Here is a 17,994-nt window from a genome sequence, read left to right on the forward strand (position 1 = left end):
AGGCCCACCGGTTGATCCGGCCGGCCTCGACGTACTCCTGGGCAGAGGCCGGGGCCGGTCACGGTGCTGCTTTCCGATGGTGGGCCCGTCCCCGTCGGCTAGTCGCGGCTGCCCTCGCGGTCCCGCCGTACCGTCGCCCGGCGACCCTTGATGGTGGTCTGTCGCAGCTTCGTGATGACCTCGGCAGCGGCGGTTTTCGGAACCTCGACCAGGGAGAACCGGTCAGCGATCTCGATCGCGCCGATCTCCCGGCCGGTGACCCGGGTCTCACCGGTGATCGCCCCGACCAGGTCCTGCGGCCGGATGCCGGCGCGCCGCCCCACCCCGATGAACAGACAGGTCATCCCGCCGGGCCGCGGGCGGGCGCCGCGCCGATCGTCCCGGCGGCCCCGTCCCTCCCGCTCGGTGCGGAACGCGACCTGCGGGATGTCCTCCTCGTCGACGGTCCCGCGGGTCGACTCGTGGGCCAGCTTCACCGCGGCGAGGGCCACCTCCATCACGTCGAAATCGTCGGTCAGGGTCTCCACGACCACCCGGTACGGTTCGAGGTCGTCCTCCAGCAGACTCTCGTGCAGCGCGGCCCGGAGGATCTCCAACCGCCGGGTCCGCAGGTCGGCCACGGTCGGCACCTTGTCGATCGAGATCCGCTGGCCGGTGGTCCGCTCGATGGTCTTCAACATCCGGTGTTCCCGGGGCTCGGCCAGCGTGATCGCCACGCCCTGCCGCCCGGCGCGGCCGACCCGACCGATCCGGTGCACGTACGACTCCGGCGCCGACGGCACGTCGTAGTTGACCACGTGGGTGAGCTGCTCGATGTCCAGCCCCCGGGCGGCGACGTCGGTCGCGACCAGGAGGTCGGCCGTACCGGCCCGCAGCCGCCCCATCACCCGGTCCCGCTGCTCCTGCGTCATCCCGCCGTGCAGCGCCTCCGCCCGGTATCCCCGGCCGTTCATCGTCTCGGTGAGCCGGTCGACCTCCTCCCGGCTACGGCAGAAGACGATGGCCGCGGTCGGCGACTCGACGTCGAGGACCCGGCCCAGCGCGGCCGGCTTGTGGGCGCGCGCGACGACGTACGCGATCTGGCGGACCAGCGGGGCCGTTCCCGCGGGGGCGGGCTGCCGGGCGATCTCGATCCGAACCGGATCGCGCAGGTGCTGCCGGGCCAGCCCGTCGATCCGGCTCGGCATGGTGGCGGAGAAGAGCACGGTCTGCCGCTGCTCCGGCACGTGTTGAAGGATCGCCTCGATGTCCTCGGCGAAGCCCATGTCGAGCATCTCGTCCGCCTCGTCCAGCACCACCGTGTCGAGCGCGTCGAGTCGCAGCGTGCCGCGGGCGATGTGGTCCAGTGCGCGCCCCGGGGTCGCCACCACCACGTCGACCCCGGCGTCGAGCACCCGCAGTTGCCGGGCGATCGGCTGCCCGCCGTAGATCGGCAGGACCCGGACGCCGAGGTCGCGGCCGTACCGGTGGATCGCCTCGGAGACCTGCGCGGCCAGCTCCCGGGTCGGCACCAGGATCAGTGCCACCGGGTCGCCCGGCCGGTCGGCGGGCATCCGCTGCAACAGCGGGAGGGCGAACGCGGCCGTCTTGCCGGTTCCGGTGGCTGCCTGCCCGAGCAGGTCACGCCCGGCGAGCAGCGGCGGGATCGCCTCCCGCTGGATCGCGGTCGGCTCCTCGTAGCCGAGGGCGCCCAGGGCCGCCAGGAGTTCGGGTCGTAGCCCGAGCTCGGCGAAGGTGCCGGGATCCTCGTCGGTGGCGTTCGGGGTGATGCCCTCCGCCGGGGCGGGGCGTACGCTGTCGGACCTCATACCCGTCAGCCTTCCACCACGCCGATCGGGGTGCTGCGCCGACCGGCGCGATCCGGGCCGGCGCGGCTGTCGTACCCCTGGCACCGTCACGCCGAAGCTCCCCGGCGTCGGCACGGCCCGGGCCGAGGCCGCCACGGTGGCCGAGGAGCCGCGGACGAGAACGACCCCCGGCCGCGAACCACAGAGACGGCCCGGCGGGCTGACCGGCCCGGCGGTCGGCACCGCTGCTGACCGGCCGGTACCCTGAACCCCGCTCGGCTCGGGTTGTCCGGCCGGGTGCACCGCGCCGACCAACCGGGGGATGCCGTGTCTGGGGAGACCGCACGCGTCGAGGGCGGCGCGGCGCCGGCCCCGCTCGCGGCGGCCGCGCTGCGGGCCGACTGCGCCCGCTGCTTCGGGCTCTGCTGTGTGGTTCCCGCCTTCGCCGCCTCGGCGGACTTCGCGATCGACAAGCCCGCCGGCCGGGCCTGCCCGCACCTGCGCGACGACTTCCGCTGCGGCATCCACGCGACACTGCGGGACCGGGGGTTTCCGGGGTGTACCGTCTTCGACTGCTTCGGCGCCGGGCAGCAGGTGTCGCAGGTGACCTTCGGCGGGCGGAACTGGCGGGCCGAGCCGCGGCTCGCACCGCAGATGTTCGCGGTCTTCCCGGTCATGCGGGACCTGCACGAGCTGCTCTGGTACCTGACCGAGGCGATCGCGCTGCACCCGCCCGGGCCGCGGGCCGACGAGCTGCGTGCCGTCCAGAACCAGACCGCCCGGCTCACCCAGGCCACCCCGGACGCGCTGCTCGCGCTGGACGTCGCTGGCCACCGCCGGTACGTCAACGACCTGCTACGCCAGACGAGCGAACTGGTCCGGTCCGGGCTGGGTGGCGGGGCGGAGTACCGGGGCGCGGACCTGATCGGCGCTGATCTGCGCGGGGCCGACCTGCGGGGGGCAAGCCTCCGTGGGGCGTACCTGATCGGGGCGGATCTGCGCGGCGTGGACCTGCGCGGGGCCGACCTGACCGGCGCGGACCTGCGCGGCGCTGATCTGCGCGGGGCCGACCTCACCGGCGCCATCTTCCTGGTCCAGGCTCAGCTCGACGCGGCCCGGGGCGACGCCAGCACCCGGCTGCCCCCGGCGCTGTCCCGGCCCGTCCACTGGCCGGCGTCGGCCTCGGGCGGGCCGGGTCCGGCCCGGCCCCCCGCGCCGTCGCGGTCCCGCAGCGGGAGCCGCGGCGGGCGCGGGAGACCGGGTAGGAGGCGTCGATGACCGCCGCGGCGCCCGCCCGGACCGGACCGGTCGTCGCCGGCGACGTGGTGTGGCGTCGGCGGAACGGGCCCGGCGTGTCCGTGGTCAGTGCAGGCCGGCGGCGACGGCGGGTTCGGCGGCGGTGAGCCGGGCGGGCCGGACCACGAACTGGAGCACGGCCAGGGCCAGCACCATCCCGCCGGTCACCACGGTTCCCATCGCCACGCCGCCGTTGCCGAGCACCCCGACCAGCGGCGCGGCGATCGCGCCCAGCCCGAACTGCGCCGCGCCGAGCAGCGCCGCCGCCGTGCCCGCCGCATCTCCCTGGCCGTTGAGCGCCAGCGCCGGGGCGTTCGGGAGGGCGAGCCCGGCGGCCGCCAGCACCACCCAGAGCGAGACGAGGAGCAGGGGCAGGCCGCCGAGCCTGGTGGCCGCGAAGGCGACCAGGGCACATCCGGCGACGCTGCCGACCAGCAGGGCGGTGATCAGGATCCGCTGCGGCGAGTAGCGGCGCAGCAGCCGGACGTTCAACTGGGTCGCCGTGATCAGGCCCACCGCGCCCGCACCGAAGGCCAGCCCGAACTCCTGCTCGGTGAGCCCGTACTGCTTCTGCAAGACGAAGGACGAGCCCGAGACGTACGCGAACATCGCCGCCATCGTCAGCCCGGTGACCAGGACGAGCCCCAGGAACGTTCGGTCCCGCAGCAGTCCGACGTACGTCCGCGCGGTGTTCCGCACGCCACCGCGCCGCCTGCGGTGTGGGGGCAGGGTCTCGGAGAGCCCGAACGCCGCCATGGTGAGCAGCAGCAGCCCGAAGACGCCGAGCGCGACGAAGATGCCGCGCCACTGGGTCCAGCGGAGCAGTTCGCTGCCGAGGGTGGGGGCCAGCACCGGCGCCGCCCCCATCACCAGCATGAGCCGGGAGAAGATCCTCGCGAAGGCGGCGCCGCGGAACAGGTCGCGGACCACGGCGGTGGCGACGACCGAGGCGGCGGCGACCCCGAGCCCCTGCAGCACCCGCAGCGCGCCGAGGAGCGCGATGGTCGGCGCGACCACGCAGAGCACCGAGGCCACGATGTGCAGCGCGAGCCCGGCCAGCAGCGGCGTCCGCCGGCCGACCGCGTCGGAGAGCGGACCGACCAGCAACTGGCCGACGGCGAGCCCGATGAGGGTCCCGGTGAGGGTCAGCTGCACCGCCGCCGACGGGGTCTCCAGGTCGATGGCGATCGACGGCAACGCCGGGAGGTACATGTCGATGGTCAGCGGCCCGATGGCGATCAGCGAGCCGAGGACGAGGATGAGTCGGAGCCGCTGGGAGCGGCTCATCAGGTCACCTGGGGTACGGGGTGGCGCGGACGCCACGACGTGCTCACCGGTGGCGGTCATGGGTTCCCTTCAACTCGGTGCCGCCGGGACGCACGGTCCCGGACAGCGAAGATCACATCAGCGACCAACGATTGGCGGGCGCGGCCATTCCCCATTCGGCGATTGGTAGCTCAACTCACAGTGGACGTGCCGAACCGCTGGCTCGCCACGGTTCGATCGGATGGTCGCCGCCGACGCGTGGCCGACGGCCGTGGCGGCTGCGCCGGCCGGTGCCGGGAGTCGACGGGCCCTCGCCGAACCCCGGCTGGCACCGCCCGGGTCCGGCGCGAGCGCCGGGCGCGACGTCCCGCGCCACCGGCCGGTGCCGGACCGCCTCGCCGTCGGACGCCGCGGACGACCCGGCCGGGTGGGCTCTCCCGTGGCCGTCGTCACGGCGTCGTTCCCGCTCCGGCGTGTCGCGTTCCGGCGCGGGCTGATCTAGGGTGGTGGCCGCAGACGGGTGTGCACATGACGAGTAGGTGGTTGCAACATATGCACCAACGGAGGCGGTTCCGGTGACCGCGTCGGAGGCGACCGGTCGGGAGTCGGCGGGATTCGAGGCGGTCTGCGTCGGCGAGACGATGGTGATGGTGACTCCCACCCCGGGCGGACGGCTCGACGCCGAGTCGACCTTCGTCCTCCGGGCCGGCGGCGCCGAGTCCAACGTCGCGATGTTCCTCGCCGCGCTCGGGCACCGGGTGGCCTGGGCCGGCCGGGTCGGTGCCGACCCCCTCGGTGACCTCGTGGTCGACCAGGTCGGCGCGGCGGGCGTCGACACCTCGCTGGTCGAGGTCGACCCCACCTGCCCGACCGCGGTCTACCTGAAGGACCCGACGCCCGACGGCACCCGGGTCTACTACTACCGACGCGGATCCGCGGCCGCCGGCATGGGCCCGGCGTACGCCGCCCGGCTGGCCGGGGTCCCGGCGACCGTGCTGCACCTGAGCGGCATCACCCCGGCGCTCTCGGCGAGCTGCCGGAGTCTGGTCGACGAGCTCATCGTGGCCCGTCCCGCCGGGCGGCGTCTCGTCTCCTTCGACGTCAACTTCCGCCCCGCTCTCTGGGCCGACGCCGCCGGCGCCGCCGCCGACCTGCTCCGGCTGGCCCGCCTCGCCGACGTGGTCTTCGTCGGGCTCGACGAGGCGGCGCGGCTCTGGGACGTCCGTACGCCGGAGCAGGTCCGGGACCTGATCGGCCCGCCCGGCACACTCGTGGTGAAGAACGGTGCCGTGGACGCCGTCGCGTTCCACGACGACGGGGCCACCGTCGAACCGGCCCGCCCGGCGGAGGTGGTGGAACCGGTCGGCGCCGGGGACGCCTTCGCCGCCGGCTGGCTCTCCGGAGCCCTGCGCGGCCTCGACCACACCGCGCGGCTCCGGCTCGGACACCTCGTCGCCGGGGCGGCGCTGGGATCCGTCTCGGACTTCGCCAGCCTCCCCCCGGTCGAGACCATCTGCGCGGTGCTCGGAATCCCACCGGACGTCTGGCGCCGCCCGGCCCCGGCGCCGGCCGACTCCTGAGCCCTGGGAGCACCGGATGTCCCAGACCGTGCAGCGCGCGCTGCGCATCATCGAGTTCGTCGCCGAGCGGCCCCGGTCACTCGGCGAGGTCGCCGGTCACCTGGGGGTGCACCGCTCCACCGCCCTGCGGCTGCTGCAGACCCTCCAGGACGGTGGCTTCGCCCGGACCGTCGGTGGGCGCTACACCGTCGGCCTGCGCCTGGTGGCACTCGCCCAGCAGGCGTTGGACCAGCTCGACCTGCTGCCGGTCGCCCACCCGTACCTCGTCCGGCTCGGTGACCGCCACGGCCACACGGTGCACCTCGCCCAACTGCTCGACGACGAGATCGTCTACGTCGCCAAGGTGGACGGCCGGGGGGCGCTGCGGATGGGGTCCCGGGTCGGGCGGACGGTGAACCCGCAGACCTCCGCCGTCGGCAAGGCCATCCTCGCGTACCTGGACGACGCGAGCCGCGAGCGGTTCCTGGAGCGGATCACCTATCGGGCGTACACCGCCAGCTCGATCACCAGCCCCGAGGCGCTCCGGGCGGAGCTGGCCCGGATCGCCGAGCGCGGCTGGGCGGAGGACGACGGCGAGTTCGAGGACTTCGTCACCTGTGTGGCGGCCCCGGTCCGGGACGCCCGGGGGCAGGTCGTCGCCGCCGTGTCGATCACCGCCCTGCGGGCCGTCGCCCCCGTGGAGCGGCTCCGCGGGTGCCTGCCCGACCTGACCGAGACCTGTGCCGCGATCTCCCGGGACCTCGGCTGGCCCGGAGCCGACGGACCACGAACGGGGTCACGAGGAGCCAACCGACCATGAACGGAGCAACCATGGACCGCCACTCCACGCCCTTCTTCGACGAGCTCTTCACCGGCCGGCCCGTGATGGCGATCCTGCGTGGCTTCCCACCCGCGCAGACGGTCGCGCTCTGCGAACGGGCCTGGGAGGTGGGCATCGAGGCGGTGGAGGTGCCGGTACAGACCGCGGACGCACTGCCGTCCCTGCGCGCCGCGCTCGCCGCCGGCCGGGAGCGCGGCCGGCCGGTCGGCGCCGGCACGGTCGTCAGCCCGGAGCAGGTCCGGCGGGTGCACGAGGCAGGGGTGGCCTTCACCGTCGCACCGGGGTACGACCCCCAGGTGGCGGCGGAGTGCGCCGCGCTCGGCCTGCCGCACCTGCCGGGGGTCGCCACCGCCTCGGAGATCGGTCAGGCGCTGCGGACCGGCCACACCTGGCTCAAGGCCTTCCCCGCCGCCCAGCTCGGGACCAACTGGATCCGGGCCCAACTCGCCCCGTTCCCGCAGGTCCGGTTCGTGGCGACCGGCGGTGTGGACGCCGACAACGCCGGCGACTTCCTCGCCGCCGGCTGTCGGGTCGTCGCCGTCGGTTCCGCGTTGCAGGACCCCCGCCAGCTCGACCTGCTCGCCCGGCTGACCGCCCGGAACTGACCGCGCCGGAGTACCCGACGGGCGGGCCGTACCGGAGGACCGTGGCGCCCCGCGGCCGGGGCCGTACGCCGGTGGCGCACCCGCCGGTCGGGCGGATGCGCCACCGGAGCGGACCGTCGGCCGGTTCCACCGGCGGGCCCGAAAGCGTCGCCTCAGAGTTCGGCCGGCCGGTTCCTGCGGTCCCGCCACGCGGTCAGCAGCGAGGTGCGGCCGTTGGTCCGCAGCAGCGCGCCCTCGTAGAGCCGGGCGGCGAGCACCAGGAACAGCACCGCCGTACCGAGCAGGAGCAGCAGCGCCAGGATCGGCTCCCAGCCCGCCGCCTCGCCGGCGAAGAGCCGCAGCGGCATCGCGGTCGGGGCGGAGAACGGCACGTACGACAGCACGGTCATCGCCAGCGGGTTGTCGTTGAGGAAGACCACCGCGAAGAACGGCAGCATCACCAGCACCTGCACCGGCGCGGAGGCCCCGGAGATGTCCTCCTGACGGGTGACGAGGGCGCCGGTGACCGCCCAGAGCGAGGCCAGCAGCACGAAGCCGACCACGAAGAACGGGATGAACCAGCCGATTGCCGGGCCCAGCAGGCCGAGCAGCGGGCCGGTGTCGACCAGCCGCAGGGAGAGGACCGAGACCAGTGCGATCGCGGCCACCTGGGCCAGCGCCAGCGCGCCGTTGCCGATGACCTTCCCGGCGAGCAGCGCCCGGACCGGTACGGCGGCGACCAGGATCTCCACGATCCGGGTCTGCTTCTCCTCGGTGACACTCTGGGCGATCTGGACGCCGAAGCTGAACGAGGCGAAGAAGAAGACCGCCCCGAAGAAGATCGGGATCAGCACGGCCAGGACCGGACTGACCGCGTCCGGGTCCAGCAGCTCGATCGGCGGAGCGGTGCTCAGCGCGGTGACCAGGTCATCCGGCGCCTTGTCGAGGGCGAGGATCCGGATCCCACCGGGTACGTCCGCCGGGACGACGGCGGCGTCGACCTCCCCCTCCCGCACGAGGTGTTCGGCCCGCCCGACGTCGGGCGCCGACACCACCTCCAGGCCCGCCTGCTGCAGGGGTGCCGCAGCCGCGGGTGCCACCACGGCCACCGTGGAGGCCTTGCCGGAGAGCACCGCCGGCAGGATCGTCGAGCCGAGGGCGATGAGTAGGAAGAAGGCGGTACTGAACAGGAACGTCTTGTCGCGGAGCCGTACCGTGATCTCCCGTTCCGCGACCAGCCGGGTCGCCGCCCAGAACGAGGTCCTGGCGGCCTGCCGCCCGTCCGACGAGGGATCGGCGGATCGGCGGGTGGCCGGAGCGAATGTCGTCGTCACTGGGTGACCTCCTGGAAGATCTCGGCGAGCGAGGGGACGATGGGGGCGAAGGTGCGGACCGGGCCACGGTCCAGGGCCGCCCGCAACAGCCGCTGACCGTCGGCGGGGTCGGCGAGGTCGACCACCACCCGTGGCCCGTCGAGGTCGACGACGGTGAAGCCGGGCAGGTCCCGTACCCAGCCGGCGTCGCCGTCGACGACGAGTTCGTAGCGGGGGTTGGCGTACCGGGTCCGCAGCTCCGTACGGCTGCCGGCGGCCCGGACCGCGCCGTTGGCGATGATGACGAGGTCGTCGCAGAGCCGTTCGACCACGTCGAGTTGGTGGCTGGAGAAGAGCACCGGTACGCCGTCGGCGGCACGCTCCCGGAGTACGGCGGCGACCGCGTCGAGCGCGATCGGGTCGAGCCCGGAGAACGGCTCGTCGAGGATGAGCAGTTCCGGGTCGTGGACGAGCGCGGCGGCGACCTGTGCCCGCTGCTGGTTGCCGAGCGACAGCGTCTCCAGCATGTCGTCAGCCCGCTCGGTCAGGCCCACGCGTTCCAGCAGATCGTCCACGCTGCGCCGGGCGGCCGGCGCGCTCAGTCCGTACAACCGACCGAGGTAGATCAGCTGCTCGCGGACCTTCATCTTCGGGTACAGCCCGCGCTCCTCCGGCATGTAGCCGAAGCGCTGCCGGACGGCCCGGGTGACGGGGCCGCCGTGCCAGGTCACCTCGCCGGAGTCGGCCGTGAGCAGGCCGAGGATGATGCGCATCGAGGTGGTCTTGCCGGCGCCGTTCGCGCCGACGAAGCCGGTCATCCGACCCGGTGCCACCTCGAAGGAGATGTCGTCCAGCACCCTTCGGTCGCCGAACGTCCGGTTCACCGAGGACACCCGCAGCATCCCGTCTCCTCCTCCAGTCGTGCCGCCGGGGCACCCGCGCCCGGCGGAGCCGACGGTAGTCCGGCCCACCGGTCCTGGCGTCCGCCGCGCGATGGAACCGTGCGACGGAGCCCCGGCCGGCGGGAACGGCGGGGTGACCGGGGCACGGGGGACGGGTTGGTCGGGGCCGGTCGGGGCGCCGCGGACGGGTTGGTCGGAGCCGGGGGTGGACCGCCGGGACGGCTCAGTTCGCGGCGCTGCCCGGGGTCACGACGCCGTGCTCGTACGCGAAGATCACCGCCTGGGTGCGGTCGCGCAGCCCGAGTTTCATCAGCACCCGGGAGACGTGCGTCTTGACCGTCGCCTCGCCGAGCATCAGCCGCCGGGCGATCTCGGCGTTCGAGGCCCCTCTGGCGAGCTGCACCAGGACCTCCCGTTCGCGCTCGGTGAGTTCGGCCAGGCGGCGCTGGCCCGGGCCGTTCGGCCCGCCGGTCCCGGGCCGGCCCGGTGCGGTCGAGGCGGGCCCGGCGAAGGCGGCGATCACCCGCCGGGTGATCTGCGGTGCGAGCAGCGCGTCTCCCCGGGCGACGATGCGGACCGCGTCGATCAGGTCCTCCGGGGTGCCGTTCTTCAACAGGAAGCCGCTGGCCCCGGCCTGGAGGGCGGCGAAGAGGTAGTCGTCACGGTCGAAGGTCGTGAGGATCAGGACGCCCGGGCCGCCGGTCGCGTGGGCGGCGACGATGCGCCGGGTCGCCTCCAGCCCGTCCAGGTGCGGCATCTCGACGTCCATCAGGACCACGTCCGGTCGGTGCGCCGCGGTCAGCTCGACCGCCTGTCGGCCGTCCGTCGCCTCGCCGACCACCTCGATGTCGTCCTCCGTCTCGAGGATGATCCGCAAGCCGGCGCGGACGAGGTGCTGGTCGTCGGCGAGGAGGACCCGAATGGGGGGACTCTCTCCGGTCACGCCGTCGCTCCCTGCTCGACTGCTCGGGTCGCGGCGTCGTCGACCTCCGGCTCCGCCGGGGCGATCGGAAACCGGGCACGGACCCGGAAGCCGCCTCCGGCGCGGGGGCCCGCCTCCAGGGTGCCGTCGTGCGCGGCGACCCGCTCCCGCATGCCGATCAGGCCGAGCCCGCCGCCCGCCGAGGTGCGGCCCCAGCCGGTGGGTACCGCGCGGCCGTCGTCACTCACCTCAACCTCCAGCTCACGGCGCAGGTACCGCACCCGAACATCGACGGTGCTGGCCCGGGCGTGCTTGATCGTATTCGTCAGGGCCTCCTGGACAACCCGGTAGCTGGCCAGCGAGATCGACTCCGGCACCGGCACCGGTGTGCCGAAGGTCTGGTACACGACGGTGAGGCCGGCGTCCCGGGCGCCCCGCAGCACCGTGTCGAGCTGGTCCAGCCCGTACCCGCCGGTGTGGTCGTCCGTGCCCGGCCCGCCGAGGTCGGTGGCGCCGGCGTTGCGGAGCACCCCGAGCATCCGCCGCAGCTCGTCGACGGCGGTCCGGGCGCTCTGCTCCACCGCCGCGAGGGCGGCCTTGGCCTTCGCCGGGTCCTTGTCCAGAACTCGGCGGCCGGCGCTGGCCTGGACCCCCATCACCGATACGTGGTGCGCGACCACGTCGTGCAGCTCGCGGGCGATCCGTACCCGTTCCCGGGTCACCGCGCGCTCCGCCTCGGCCGCCCGGGACCGTCGCAGCTCCTCGGCCTGCACCTGCAGCAGGTGCTGCCGGCGCGCGGAGGTCCAGGTGCTGTTGCCGAGCAGGTACGCGAGGAGGAAGAACGCCAGGTTGAACAGGATGCTGTGCAGGGAGAGCGCGAGGAGCGGCGGCAGCGGGCCGGATGTTCCCTCGAACGTCGGCGCGACCGGAAGGATCGAGATCAGTGCCGAGATGGCCAGCCAGGCGAACATCACGACGATCACGCCGATCCGGATCCCCGCCGCGAGGCGGCGACTCCGACCCCAGGCGCCGAGGCTGTACAGGGCGATGAAGAGGGTGGCCGAGGAGACCATCGTCTCCGGGCTGCGTCGGGCCTGGGCCGCGATGAAGACCACGGCGATCACGACCGTGGCCAGCTCCGGCCGGGTACGTCGCCAGACCAGCGGCAGCGAAAGCGCCACCGCCCAGGTCAGCTGCTCCCACCAGCCCGGCGGAGGGCCGAGCGGAAACAGCCCCATGCTGTTGGCGAGGACGACGCTGAGCACGCCCATCGCGGCCATGGAGAGCCCGAGGTAGCGATCCCGGCGGCGCTGCGCCGGGTCCGGAGCCGGCCGGCGCCACTCGTCGGCTGGTTCGTCCCCGGATGGCCGGGTCAGCGGCTCAGCATCGCGCGTCGAGGTCCCGGTGCCCATCAGACATGCATAGCGCATTCCGTCGGGGAACCCCGGAGGTGCCCCGGCGGCACCGGGGGATCGGGCGGACGGGTGGTTTCCGGAATAGTTGACTCGGCAAGTATGTTGTGCGGGGCGTGCCCGGGGCGGATGCGCCGGGCAGGCGTGCGAGCGAGGAGTCGACATGCAGTTCGGGGTCTTCACCGTCGGTGACGTGACCGCGGACCCGACCACCGGGCGGGTGCCGTCCGAGGGCGAACGGATCAAGGCGATGGTCACGATCGCGCTCAAGGCGGAGGAGGTCGGCCTGGACGTCTTCGCCACCGGTGAGCACCACAACCCGCCGTTCGTCCCCTCCTCGCCGACCACGCTGCTGGGCTACATCGCGGCGCGGACGAGCCGGCTGATCCTCTCGACCGCGACCACCCTGATCACGACGAACGACCCGGTGAAGATCGCCGAGGACTACGCCATGCTGCAGCACCTGGCGGATGGCCGGGTCGACCTGATGTTGGGCCGGGGGAACACCGGCCCGGTGTACCCGTGGTTCGGGCAGGACATCCGGAACGCCATCCCGCTGTCGTTCAGCAACTACGACCTGCTGCGCCGCCTCTGGCGGGAGGACGTGGTCGACTGGCAGGGGCGGTTCCGCACGCCACTGCAGGGGTTCACCTCGACGCCCCGGCCCCTGGACGGCGTACCGCCGTTCGTGTGGCACGGTTCGATCCGCAGCCCCGAGATCGCCGAGCAGGCCGCGTACTACGGTGACGGGTTCTTCGCCAACCACATCTTCTGGCCGAAGGAACACACCCAGCGGATGGTCGGCCTCTATCGGATGCGGTTCGAGCACTACGGTCACGGCTCCGCCGACCAGGCGATCGTCGGGCTGGGCGGACAGGTCTTCATACGGAAGAACTCCCAGGACGCCGTGCGGGAGTTCCGGCCGTACTTTGACAACGCCCCGGTCTACGGACACGGCCCGTCGCTGGAGGAGTACACCGCGCGGACGCCGCTCACCGTCGGCAGTCCGCAGCAGGTGATCGACCGCACGCTGACCTTCCGCGAGTACGTCGGTGACTACCAGCGGCAGCTCTTCCTGATCGACCACGCCGGCCTGCCCCTGAAGACCGTGCTCGAACAGTTGGACATCCTCGGTGAGGAGGTGGTTCCGGTGCTGCGCCGGGAGTTCGACGCCCTCCGGCCGGCGCACGTCCCCGACGCGCCGACGCACGCCAGCCTGAAGGCCGCACGGGAGGCGGCCGCCGCCTCCGGGTCGGGCGCCCGGCCGGCCGCCGAGACCGATGGCGCCGCGGCGGGGGTGGGCAACCGATGACCCGACGGAGTGTCGCCGTGGTCTCCGGCGGTCTCCGGGTACCGTCGTCCACCCGGCTGTTGGCCGACCGGATCGCCGAGGCGACCGGCGCGGAACTGGCCCGGCGCGGGTTCGAGGTCGACCTCCGGGTCGTGGAGGTGCGTGACCACGCCCACGACGTGGTGAACCACCTCTCGACCGGCTACTCGTCGGAGCCGCTGAAGGCCGCGCTCGACGCGGTCGCCGGCGCCGACGGCCTGATCGCGGTGACGCCGATCTTCAACGCGTCGTACAGTGGGCTGTTCAAGTCCTTCTTCGACGCGCTGCCCGAGGACGCGCTGGCCGGCCGTCCGGTGCTGATCGCCGCCACCGGCGGCACCGCCCGGCACTCGCTGGCCCTCGACCACACGCTGCGGCCGATGTTCAGCTACCTGCGGGCGGTCGTCGTGCCGACCGCGGTCTTCGCCGCGCCCGAGGACTGGGCGGGCGGTACGGCCGACGGCACGCTGCGCGGGCGGATCCAGCGGGCGGGCCGGGAACTGGCCGAGGAGGTCGCCCGGCACGAACCGACCGCACCGGCCGACCCGTTCGCGCTCACCGCGTCGTTCGAGCAGATGTTCAACGGCGAGTGAGGGTCCGGCGCGCCCGCGCGGGCGCGCCGAACCGCACGACACCGTCCCCGGTCGACGCCGCGATCCCTCGCCGAGCTGTGCCGACTCGGCCCCTCGTCATCCCTCGTCGTTCCTCGTCCACGCGCCGTTCGCCGCGCGCCCACCCCTGGACGATCGCCGGAATATCGACCGCGGCTGTCGGGCCACGGCCGGAAATATTCCGGGTAGCGCGGCGATAGGAGATCGATAGTTCGATGATCGTCCACTTCGGCAGCCTTCTCGATCGAGGCAGAGGGAGGGTGCGCCATGCCAGTTCCGACCCCATCCGTACCCCGGCGGCGGTGGATTCCGCTGGTCGCCGTGGCGACCCTGCTGGCCGGCCTGGTCGGGCCGATCGCCCCCGCGGCGCCCGCCGGGTGGGCCGCGCCGCCCACCGCGGGGCTGGACGAGTCGGCGGCGCGGCGTGCCGCCGTCCGGTCCGGGCAGCGGGTGGAGGTCGGTGCGCTGACGACGCCGACCCGGCAGGTGTACGCGAACCCCGACGGCACGTTCACCGCCCAGGTGCACGCGCTGCCGGTACGGGTGCGTGACCGGAACGGCTGGCGAGGCGTGGACACGACGTTGCGGCGTACCGCCGACGGCCGGGTCGCCCCGGTGGCGGCGAGCCTGGAGATGTCCTTCTCCGGTGGTGGGACCGCCCCGCTGGTCCGACTGCGCTCCGGCGACCGGGAGTTGGCGCTGACCTGGCCCGGTCGACTGCCCGCCCCGACACTGACCGGGGACACGGCCACCTACCGGGACGTGCTGCCCGGGGTGGACCTGACGCTGCGGGCCGACGTCGAGGGGTTCGCCCCGGCGCTGGTGGTACGCACCGCGCAGGCGGCCCGGAACCCGGCCCTGGGCACGCTGCGCCTCGTCGCCCGTACCACCGGTCTGGTGCTGCGCGCCGCCCCGGCCGGCGGGCTCACCGCCCTCGCCCCGGACGGCACGGCGGTGTTCCAGGCGGTGGCCCCGGCCGGCGCGGCCGCGGCGGCCGACCGGGACCCGGCGGCGGACCGTGGTGCGGCGGCGCTCGCCCGGCCGGCCGGATCGGACCGGATGTCGCGCGTCGTCGTCTCCGGCGCCCGAATCGAGCCGGACGGCCTCGCCCTCACCCTGGACCGCTCCACGCTGACCGCACCGGACGCCGCCTACCCGCTGCTCGCCGAGCCGCCGGCCTGGACCGGCGCGCGCACCGCGTGGACCCAGGTGTGGAGCAACTACCCGACCACGTCCTTCTACAACGGCGCCAACCTGGGCAGCTCGGAGAAGGTGGCCCGGGTCGGGTACGACGCCACGGACGGCAAGCAGACCCGGTCGTTCTTCCGGTTCGACACCAGCGGTGTCAAGGGCAAGCGGATCGTCAAGGCCACGCTGCAGACGTACGAGACGTGGTCCCGGTCCTGCACGGCCCGGCAGGTGGAGGCCTGGGAGACCGGCGACATCTCGTCGTCCACCACCTGGAAGGCGCAGCCGGCCTGGATCAGCCGGTTGGCGTACGTCAGCGTGGCGAAGGGCTACTCGTCGAGCTGTCCGGCCGGCGGGGTGGAGTTCGACGTGACGGCACACGTCACCAAGGCGGCCGCCAACGGCGCGAACTCGATCACCCAGGGACTGCGGGCGTCGCAGAGCGCGGAGAAGAACAAGGACACGCTGTCCTGGAAGAAGTTCCGAAACAACCCGAGCCTCACCATCGTGTACAACTCCGCGCCGGGCACGCCGACCAACCTGACCACCGAGGGTTCGGCGGTCTGCACCACCGGTGACGGTCGACTGCTCATCGGCCGGACCACCCCGACGCTGCGGGCCACGGTCAAGGACCCGGACAACGCGGTGACCGCCCGGTTCGAATGGTGGACGCTGGACGGGACCGCGCCGCTCGGCACGTACGTCTCGCCCTCGGTGGCCGGCGGCACCCCGACCACGGTGGCCGCCACCATCCCGGAGGGGCATTTCGCGAACGGCGCGATCGGCCGGTGGCGGGTACGCGCCGAGGACGGCCTGGACATGAGCGCCTGGAGTGACTGGTGCGAGTTCCAGATCGACACCAGTCGGCCACCCATCCCCACGGTCAGCTCCGCGGCGTTCCCGGACAACGGCTCCGGTACGGCGGTGATGGGCGACCCGGTCTCCGTGACGTTCGGCGCGAACGGCGGGGACACCGTGGCCCGGTACGAGTACGTGCTCAACGGCGACGCGACCTCGCTCAGCGGCACCGCGCAGCCGGCGCAGACCGGCGGCGCCGCGACGGTGGCCCTGGTCCCGGACCGGTACGTCAACTGGATCCACGTCCGGGCGGTGAACACCGCGGGCAACCGGTCCGAGGTCGCCACCGTGGTCTTCTACGCCGCCCCGCCCGCCGGACCGGTGGGTGAGTGGAGCCTGGACGAGACCGGGGACGGCACGGTGGCGGTGGACTCCTCGCCGGCGGGCCGGCACGCCCCGCTGAGCGGCGGTGCGAGCTGGGGCGACGGGCGGTACAGCGGCGCGCTGCACCTCGACGGCGTCGACGGGTACGCGGCGACCGCCGGCCCGGTGCTGGACACCACCCGGTCTCTGTCGGTGAGCGCCTGGGTACGGCTCATCGACGGGTCCCGCAACTCCGTGGTGCTGGCCCAGGTCGGCAACCGGGCGAGCGCGATAACCCTCTACTACTCCGCCTCCTACAACCGGTGGATCTTCAACCGGACCACCGTGGACGGCGACTCACCGACGTACGTACGAGCCATCTCGACCAGCGCGCCGGTGCTGGGCGTCTGGACCCACCTGATCGGGGTCTACGACGCCGCGGCCGGGCAGATCCGGCTCTATGTCAACGGCCTGCTCCAGGGGGAGACCGCCTTCACCGCCCAACCGTGGGCCGCGACCGGTCCGTTGCAGATCGGGCGGTCCAAGGTGGGCGGCGTCTTCGGCGAGTACTGGCCGGGGCAGATCGACGAGGTCGCGGTGTACGACCGACCCCTGCTGCCCGGTGAGATCCAGCAGGTGTCCCGGCCGGAGGGACGGTGGGAGCTGGACGAGACCTCCGGCACGACCGGTGCGGACGCGCTCGGCCGACACCCGGTGACCCTCTCCGGCGGCGTGGCCCGGACCGCCGGCGTGCGCGGCAACGCGCTGCAGTTCTCCGGCGGGACCGCGGTCACCGCCGGCCCGGTGGTGCGTACCGACTCCAGCTACACCGTCGCGGCCTGGCTCCGCCCCGGTCCGGTGGGCCGCAACGAGGTGGCGGTCAGCCAGGACGGCACCCAGGTCAGCGGCTTCAACCTCGGGTACTCGCTGGACCCGGACACCGGCGGATACCGCTGGTCGGTGCGGGTACCCACGGCCGACTCACTCTCCGCCACCGTGGTCACCGCGGTCGACCTGTTCGCCCCGCCCACCACCGGGGTGTGGACCCACCTGGCGGCGGTGTACGACGCGAAGGACCAGCGGATCCGGCTCTACGTCGACGGGCAGATCGCCGGCGAGGCCGCGTACACCGGCGTGGTCAACGCCACCGGGCCGCTGCGCCTCGGCGCCGGCCGGCTGCCCGGCAGCACCGCGCCCGAGGAGTTCAGTGGCGCGGTCGACGAGGTGCAGGCGATCTCCGGCGTGCTCACCGACCAGGAGATCTACGGGCTGTACGCCGACGTCGCGGTGCCGGTGCCGACCGAGTCGAGCTTCTGGCCGGGCGACGTCATCCCGCGGCACGAGGTGGTCCCGGAGACGGAACCGGTCGACCTGGGCCTGCGGTTCACCACCTCACGGGCGGGCAGCATCGTCGGGTTGCGGTTCCTCAAGGGCGCCGGGGACACCGGTCGGCACACCCTGACCCTGTGGGACGGCACGGGCGCGGTGCTGGCCCGGGTCACCCCCACCACCGAGACCGCGTCCGGCTGGCAGGAGGTACGGCTCGACGAGCCGGTGCCGGTGGAGCCCGGCCGCACCTACGTGGTCTCGTACCACACCAGCTCCGGCCGGTTCACCGTGATGCGCAAGTACTTCACCGGTTCGCCGTTCGTCGCCGGACCGCTGATCGCGCTGGCCGCACCGAACGGCGTCTACGCCTACTCCGCCACACCGGCGTTCCCCACCGGAGTCACCGCCGGAGCCAACTACTTCGCCGACGTGATTTTCAGCTAGCGGCGGCGCCGGTCGATCAGCACCGCCGCCCGCCACCCGAACCGATCGT

At 73.6% G+C, this 17,994-nt stretch carries 13 protein-coding genes; 7 read left to right on the forward strand and 6 right to left on the reverse strand.

The features are described from left to right. Positions 1-98: 98 nt before the first annotated feature. The gene (locus EF879_RS23700) at positions 99-1,808 is read right to left on the reverse strand and encodes a DEAD/DEAH box helicase (RefSeq protein ID WP_123562270.1); all 1,710 of its coding nucleotides are present in this window, start codon (positions 1,806-1,808) and stop codon (positions 99-101) included. 369 nt (positions 1,809-2,177) lie between these two features. Between EF879_RS23700 and EF879_RS23705 the strand changes: the two genes are divergently transcribed. After that, on the forward strand, positions 2,178-3,065 hold the full coding sequence (locus EF879_RS23705) for a pentapeptide repeat-containing protein (protein ID WP_123562349.1): 888 nt from the start codon (positions 2,178-2,180) through the stop codon (positions 3,063-3,065). Between the two features lie 84 nt (positions 3,066-3,149). Here the strand turns inward: EF879_RS23705 and EF879_RS23710 are convergent, their stop codons facing one another. Then, complete coding sequence (locus EF879_RS23710) at positions 3,150-4,370, reverse strand: multidrug effflux MFS transporter (protein ID WP_123562351.1); 1,221 nt, start codon at positions 4,368-4,370, stop codon at positions 3,150-3,152. A gap of 554 nt (positions 4,371-4,924) precedes the next feature. On the opposite strand from EF879_RS23710, the gene EF879_RS23720 reads away from it, so the two are divergent. The 3 genes from EF879_RS23720 to EF879_RS23730 are packed head-to-tail and all read left to right on the forward strand — an operon-like array spanning position 4,925 to position 7,354. Further along, positions 4,925-5,929 (forward strand): sugar kinase, encoded by a 1,005-nt coding sequence (locus EF879_RS23720; RefSeq protein WP_233604697.1) that lies wholly within the window; start codon positions 4,925-4,927, stop codon positions 5,927-5,929. A 16-nt stretch (positions 5,930-5,945) separates the two neighbouring features. Further along, on the forward strand, positions 5,946-6,728 hold the full coding sequence (locus EF879_RS23725; RefSeq protein ID WP_123562274.1) for an IclR family transcriptional regulator: 783 nt from the start codon (positions 5,946-5,948) through the stop codon (positions 6,726-6,728). Continuing rightward, positions 6,725-7,354: a bifunctional 4-hydroxy-2-oxoglutarate aldolase/2-dehydro-3-deoxy-phosphogluconate aldolase gene (locus tag EF879_RS23730; protein ID WP_233604698.1), complete on the forward strand. Its 630-nt coding sequence runs from the start codon at positions 6,725-6,727 to the stop codon at positions 7,352-7,354. Before EF879_RS23725 ends, EF879_RS23730 begins: the two co-directional genes overlap by 4 nt. A 152-nt stretch (positions 7,355-7,506) precedes the next feature. Here the strand turns inward: EF879_RS23730 and EF879_RS23735 are convergent, their stop codons facing one another. The 4 genes from EF879_RS23735 to EF879_RS23750 form a co-directional block, all read right to left on the reverse strand. Beyond that, the gene (locus EF879_RS23735; RefSeq protein WP_233604708.1) at positions 7,507-8,571 is read right to left on the reverse strand and encodes an ABC transporter permease; all 1,065 of its coding nucleotides are present in this window, start codon (positions 8,569-8,571) and stop codon (positions 7,507-7,509) included. Positions 8,572-8,663: 92 nt separating this feature from the next. Then, positions 8,664-9,548, reverse strand: coding sequence for an ABC transporter ATP-binding protein (locus tag EF879_RS23740; protein ID WP_123562281.1), 885 nt, complete (start codon positions 9,546-9,548; stop codon positions 8,664-8,666). Between the two features lie 223 nt (positions 9,549-9,771). Next, entirely contained in the window at positions 9,772-10,491 is a 720-nt protein-coding gene (locus EF879_RS23745) for a response regulator transcription factor (protein WP_123562283.1), read from the reverse strand. Next, entirely contained in the window at positions 10,488-11,750 is a 1,263-nt protein-coding gene (locus tag EF879_RS23750) for a sensor histidine kinase (RefSeq protein WP_233604709.1), read from the reverse strand. Before EF879_RS23750 ends, EF879_RS23745 begins: the two co-directional genes overlap by 4 nt. Before the next feature lie 295 nt (positions 11,751-12,045). Between EF879_RS23750 and EF879_RS23755 the strand changes: the two genes are divergently transcribed. The 3 genes from EF879_RS23755 to EF879_RS23765 all read left to right on the forward strand — a co-directional run bounded on the left by EF879_RS23755 (position 12,046) and on the right by EF879_RS23765 (position 17,945). Continuing rightward, positions 12,046-13,194 (forward strand): LLM class flavin-dependent oxidoreductase, encoded by a 1,149-nt coding sequence (locus EF879_RS23755; RefSeq protein ID WP_233604699.1) that lies wholly within the window; start codon positions 12,046-12,048, stop codon positions 13,192-13,194. Beyond that, complete coding sequence (locus EF879_RS23760; protein WP_123562287.1) at positions 13,191-13,805, forward strand: FMN reductase; 615 nt, start codon at positions 13,191-13,193, stop codon at positions 13,803-13,805. The genes EF879_RS23755 and EF879_RS23760 overlap by 4 nt, the downstream gene beginning before the upstream one ends. Before the next feature lie 285 nt (positions 13,806-14,090). Next, positions 14,091-17,945, forward strand: a complete 3,855-nt coding sequence (locus tag EF879_RS23765; protein WP_148086540.1) for a LamG-like jellyroll fold domain-containing protein — start codon at positions 14,091-14,093, stop codon at positions 17,943-17,945. The last annotated feature ends 49 nt before the right edge of the window (positions 17,946-17,994 follow it).

Source organism: Micromonospora sp. HM5-17 (genome assembly GCF_003762835.1).
GTDB lineage: Bacteria > Actinomycetota > Actinomycetes > Mycobacteriales > Micromonosporaceae > Plantactinospora.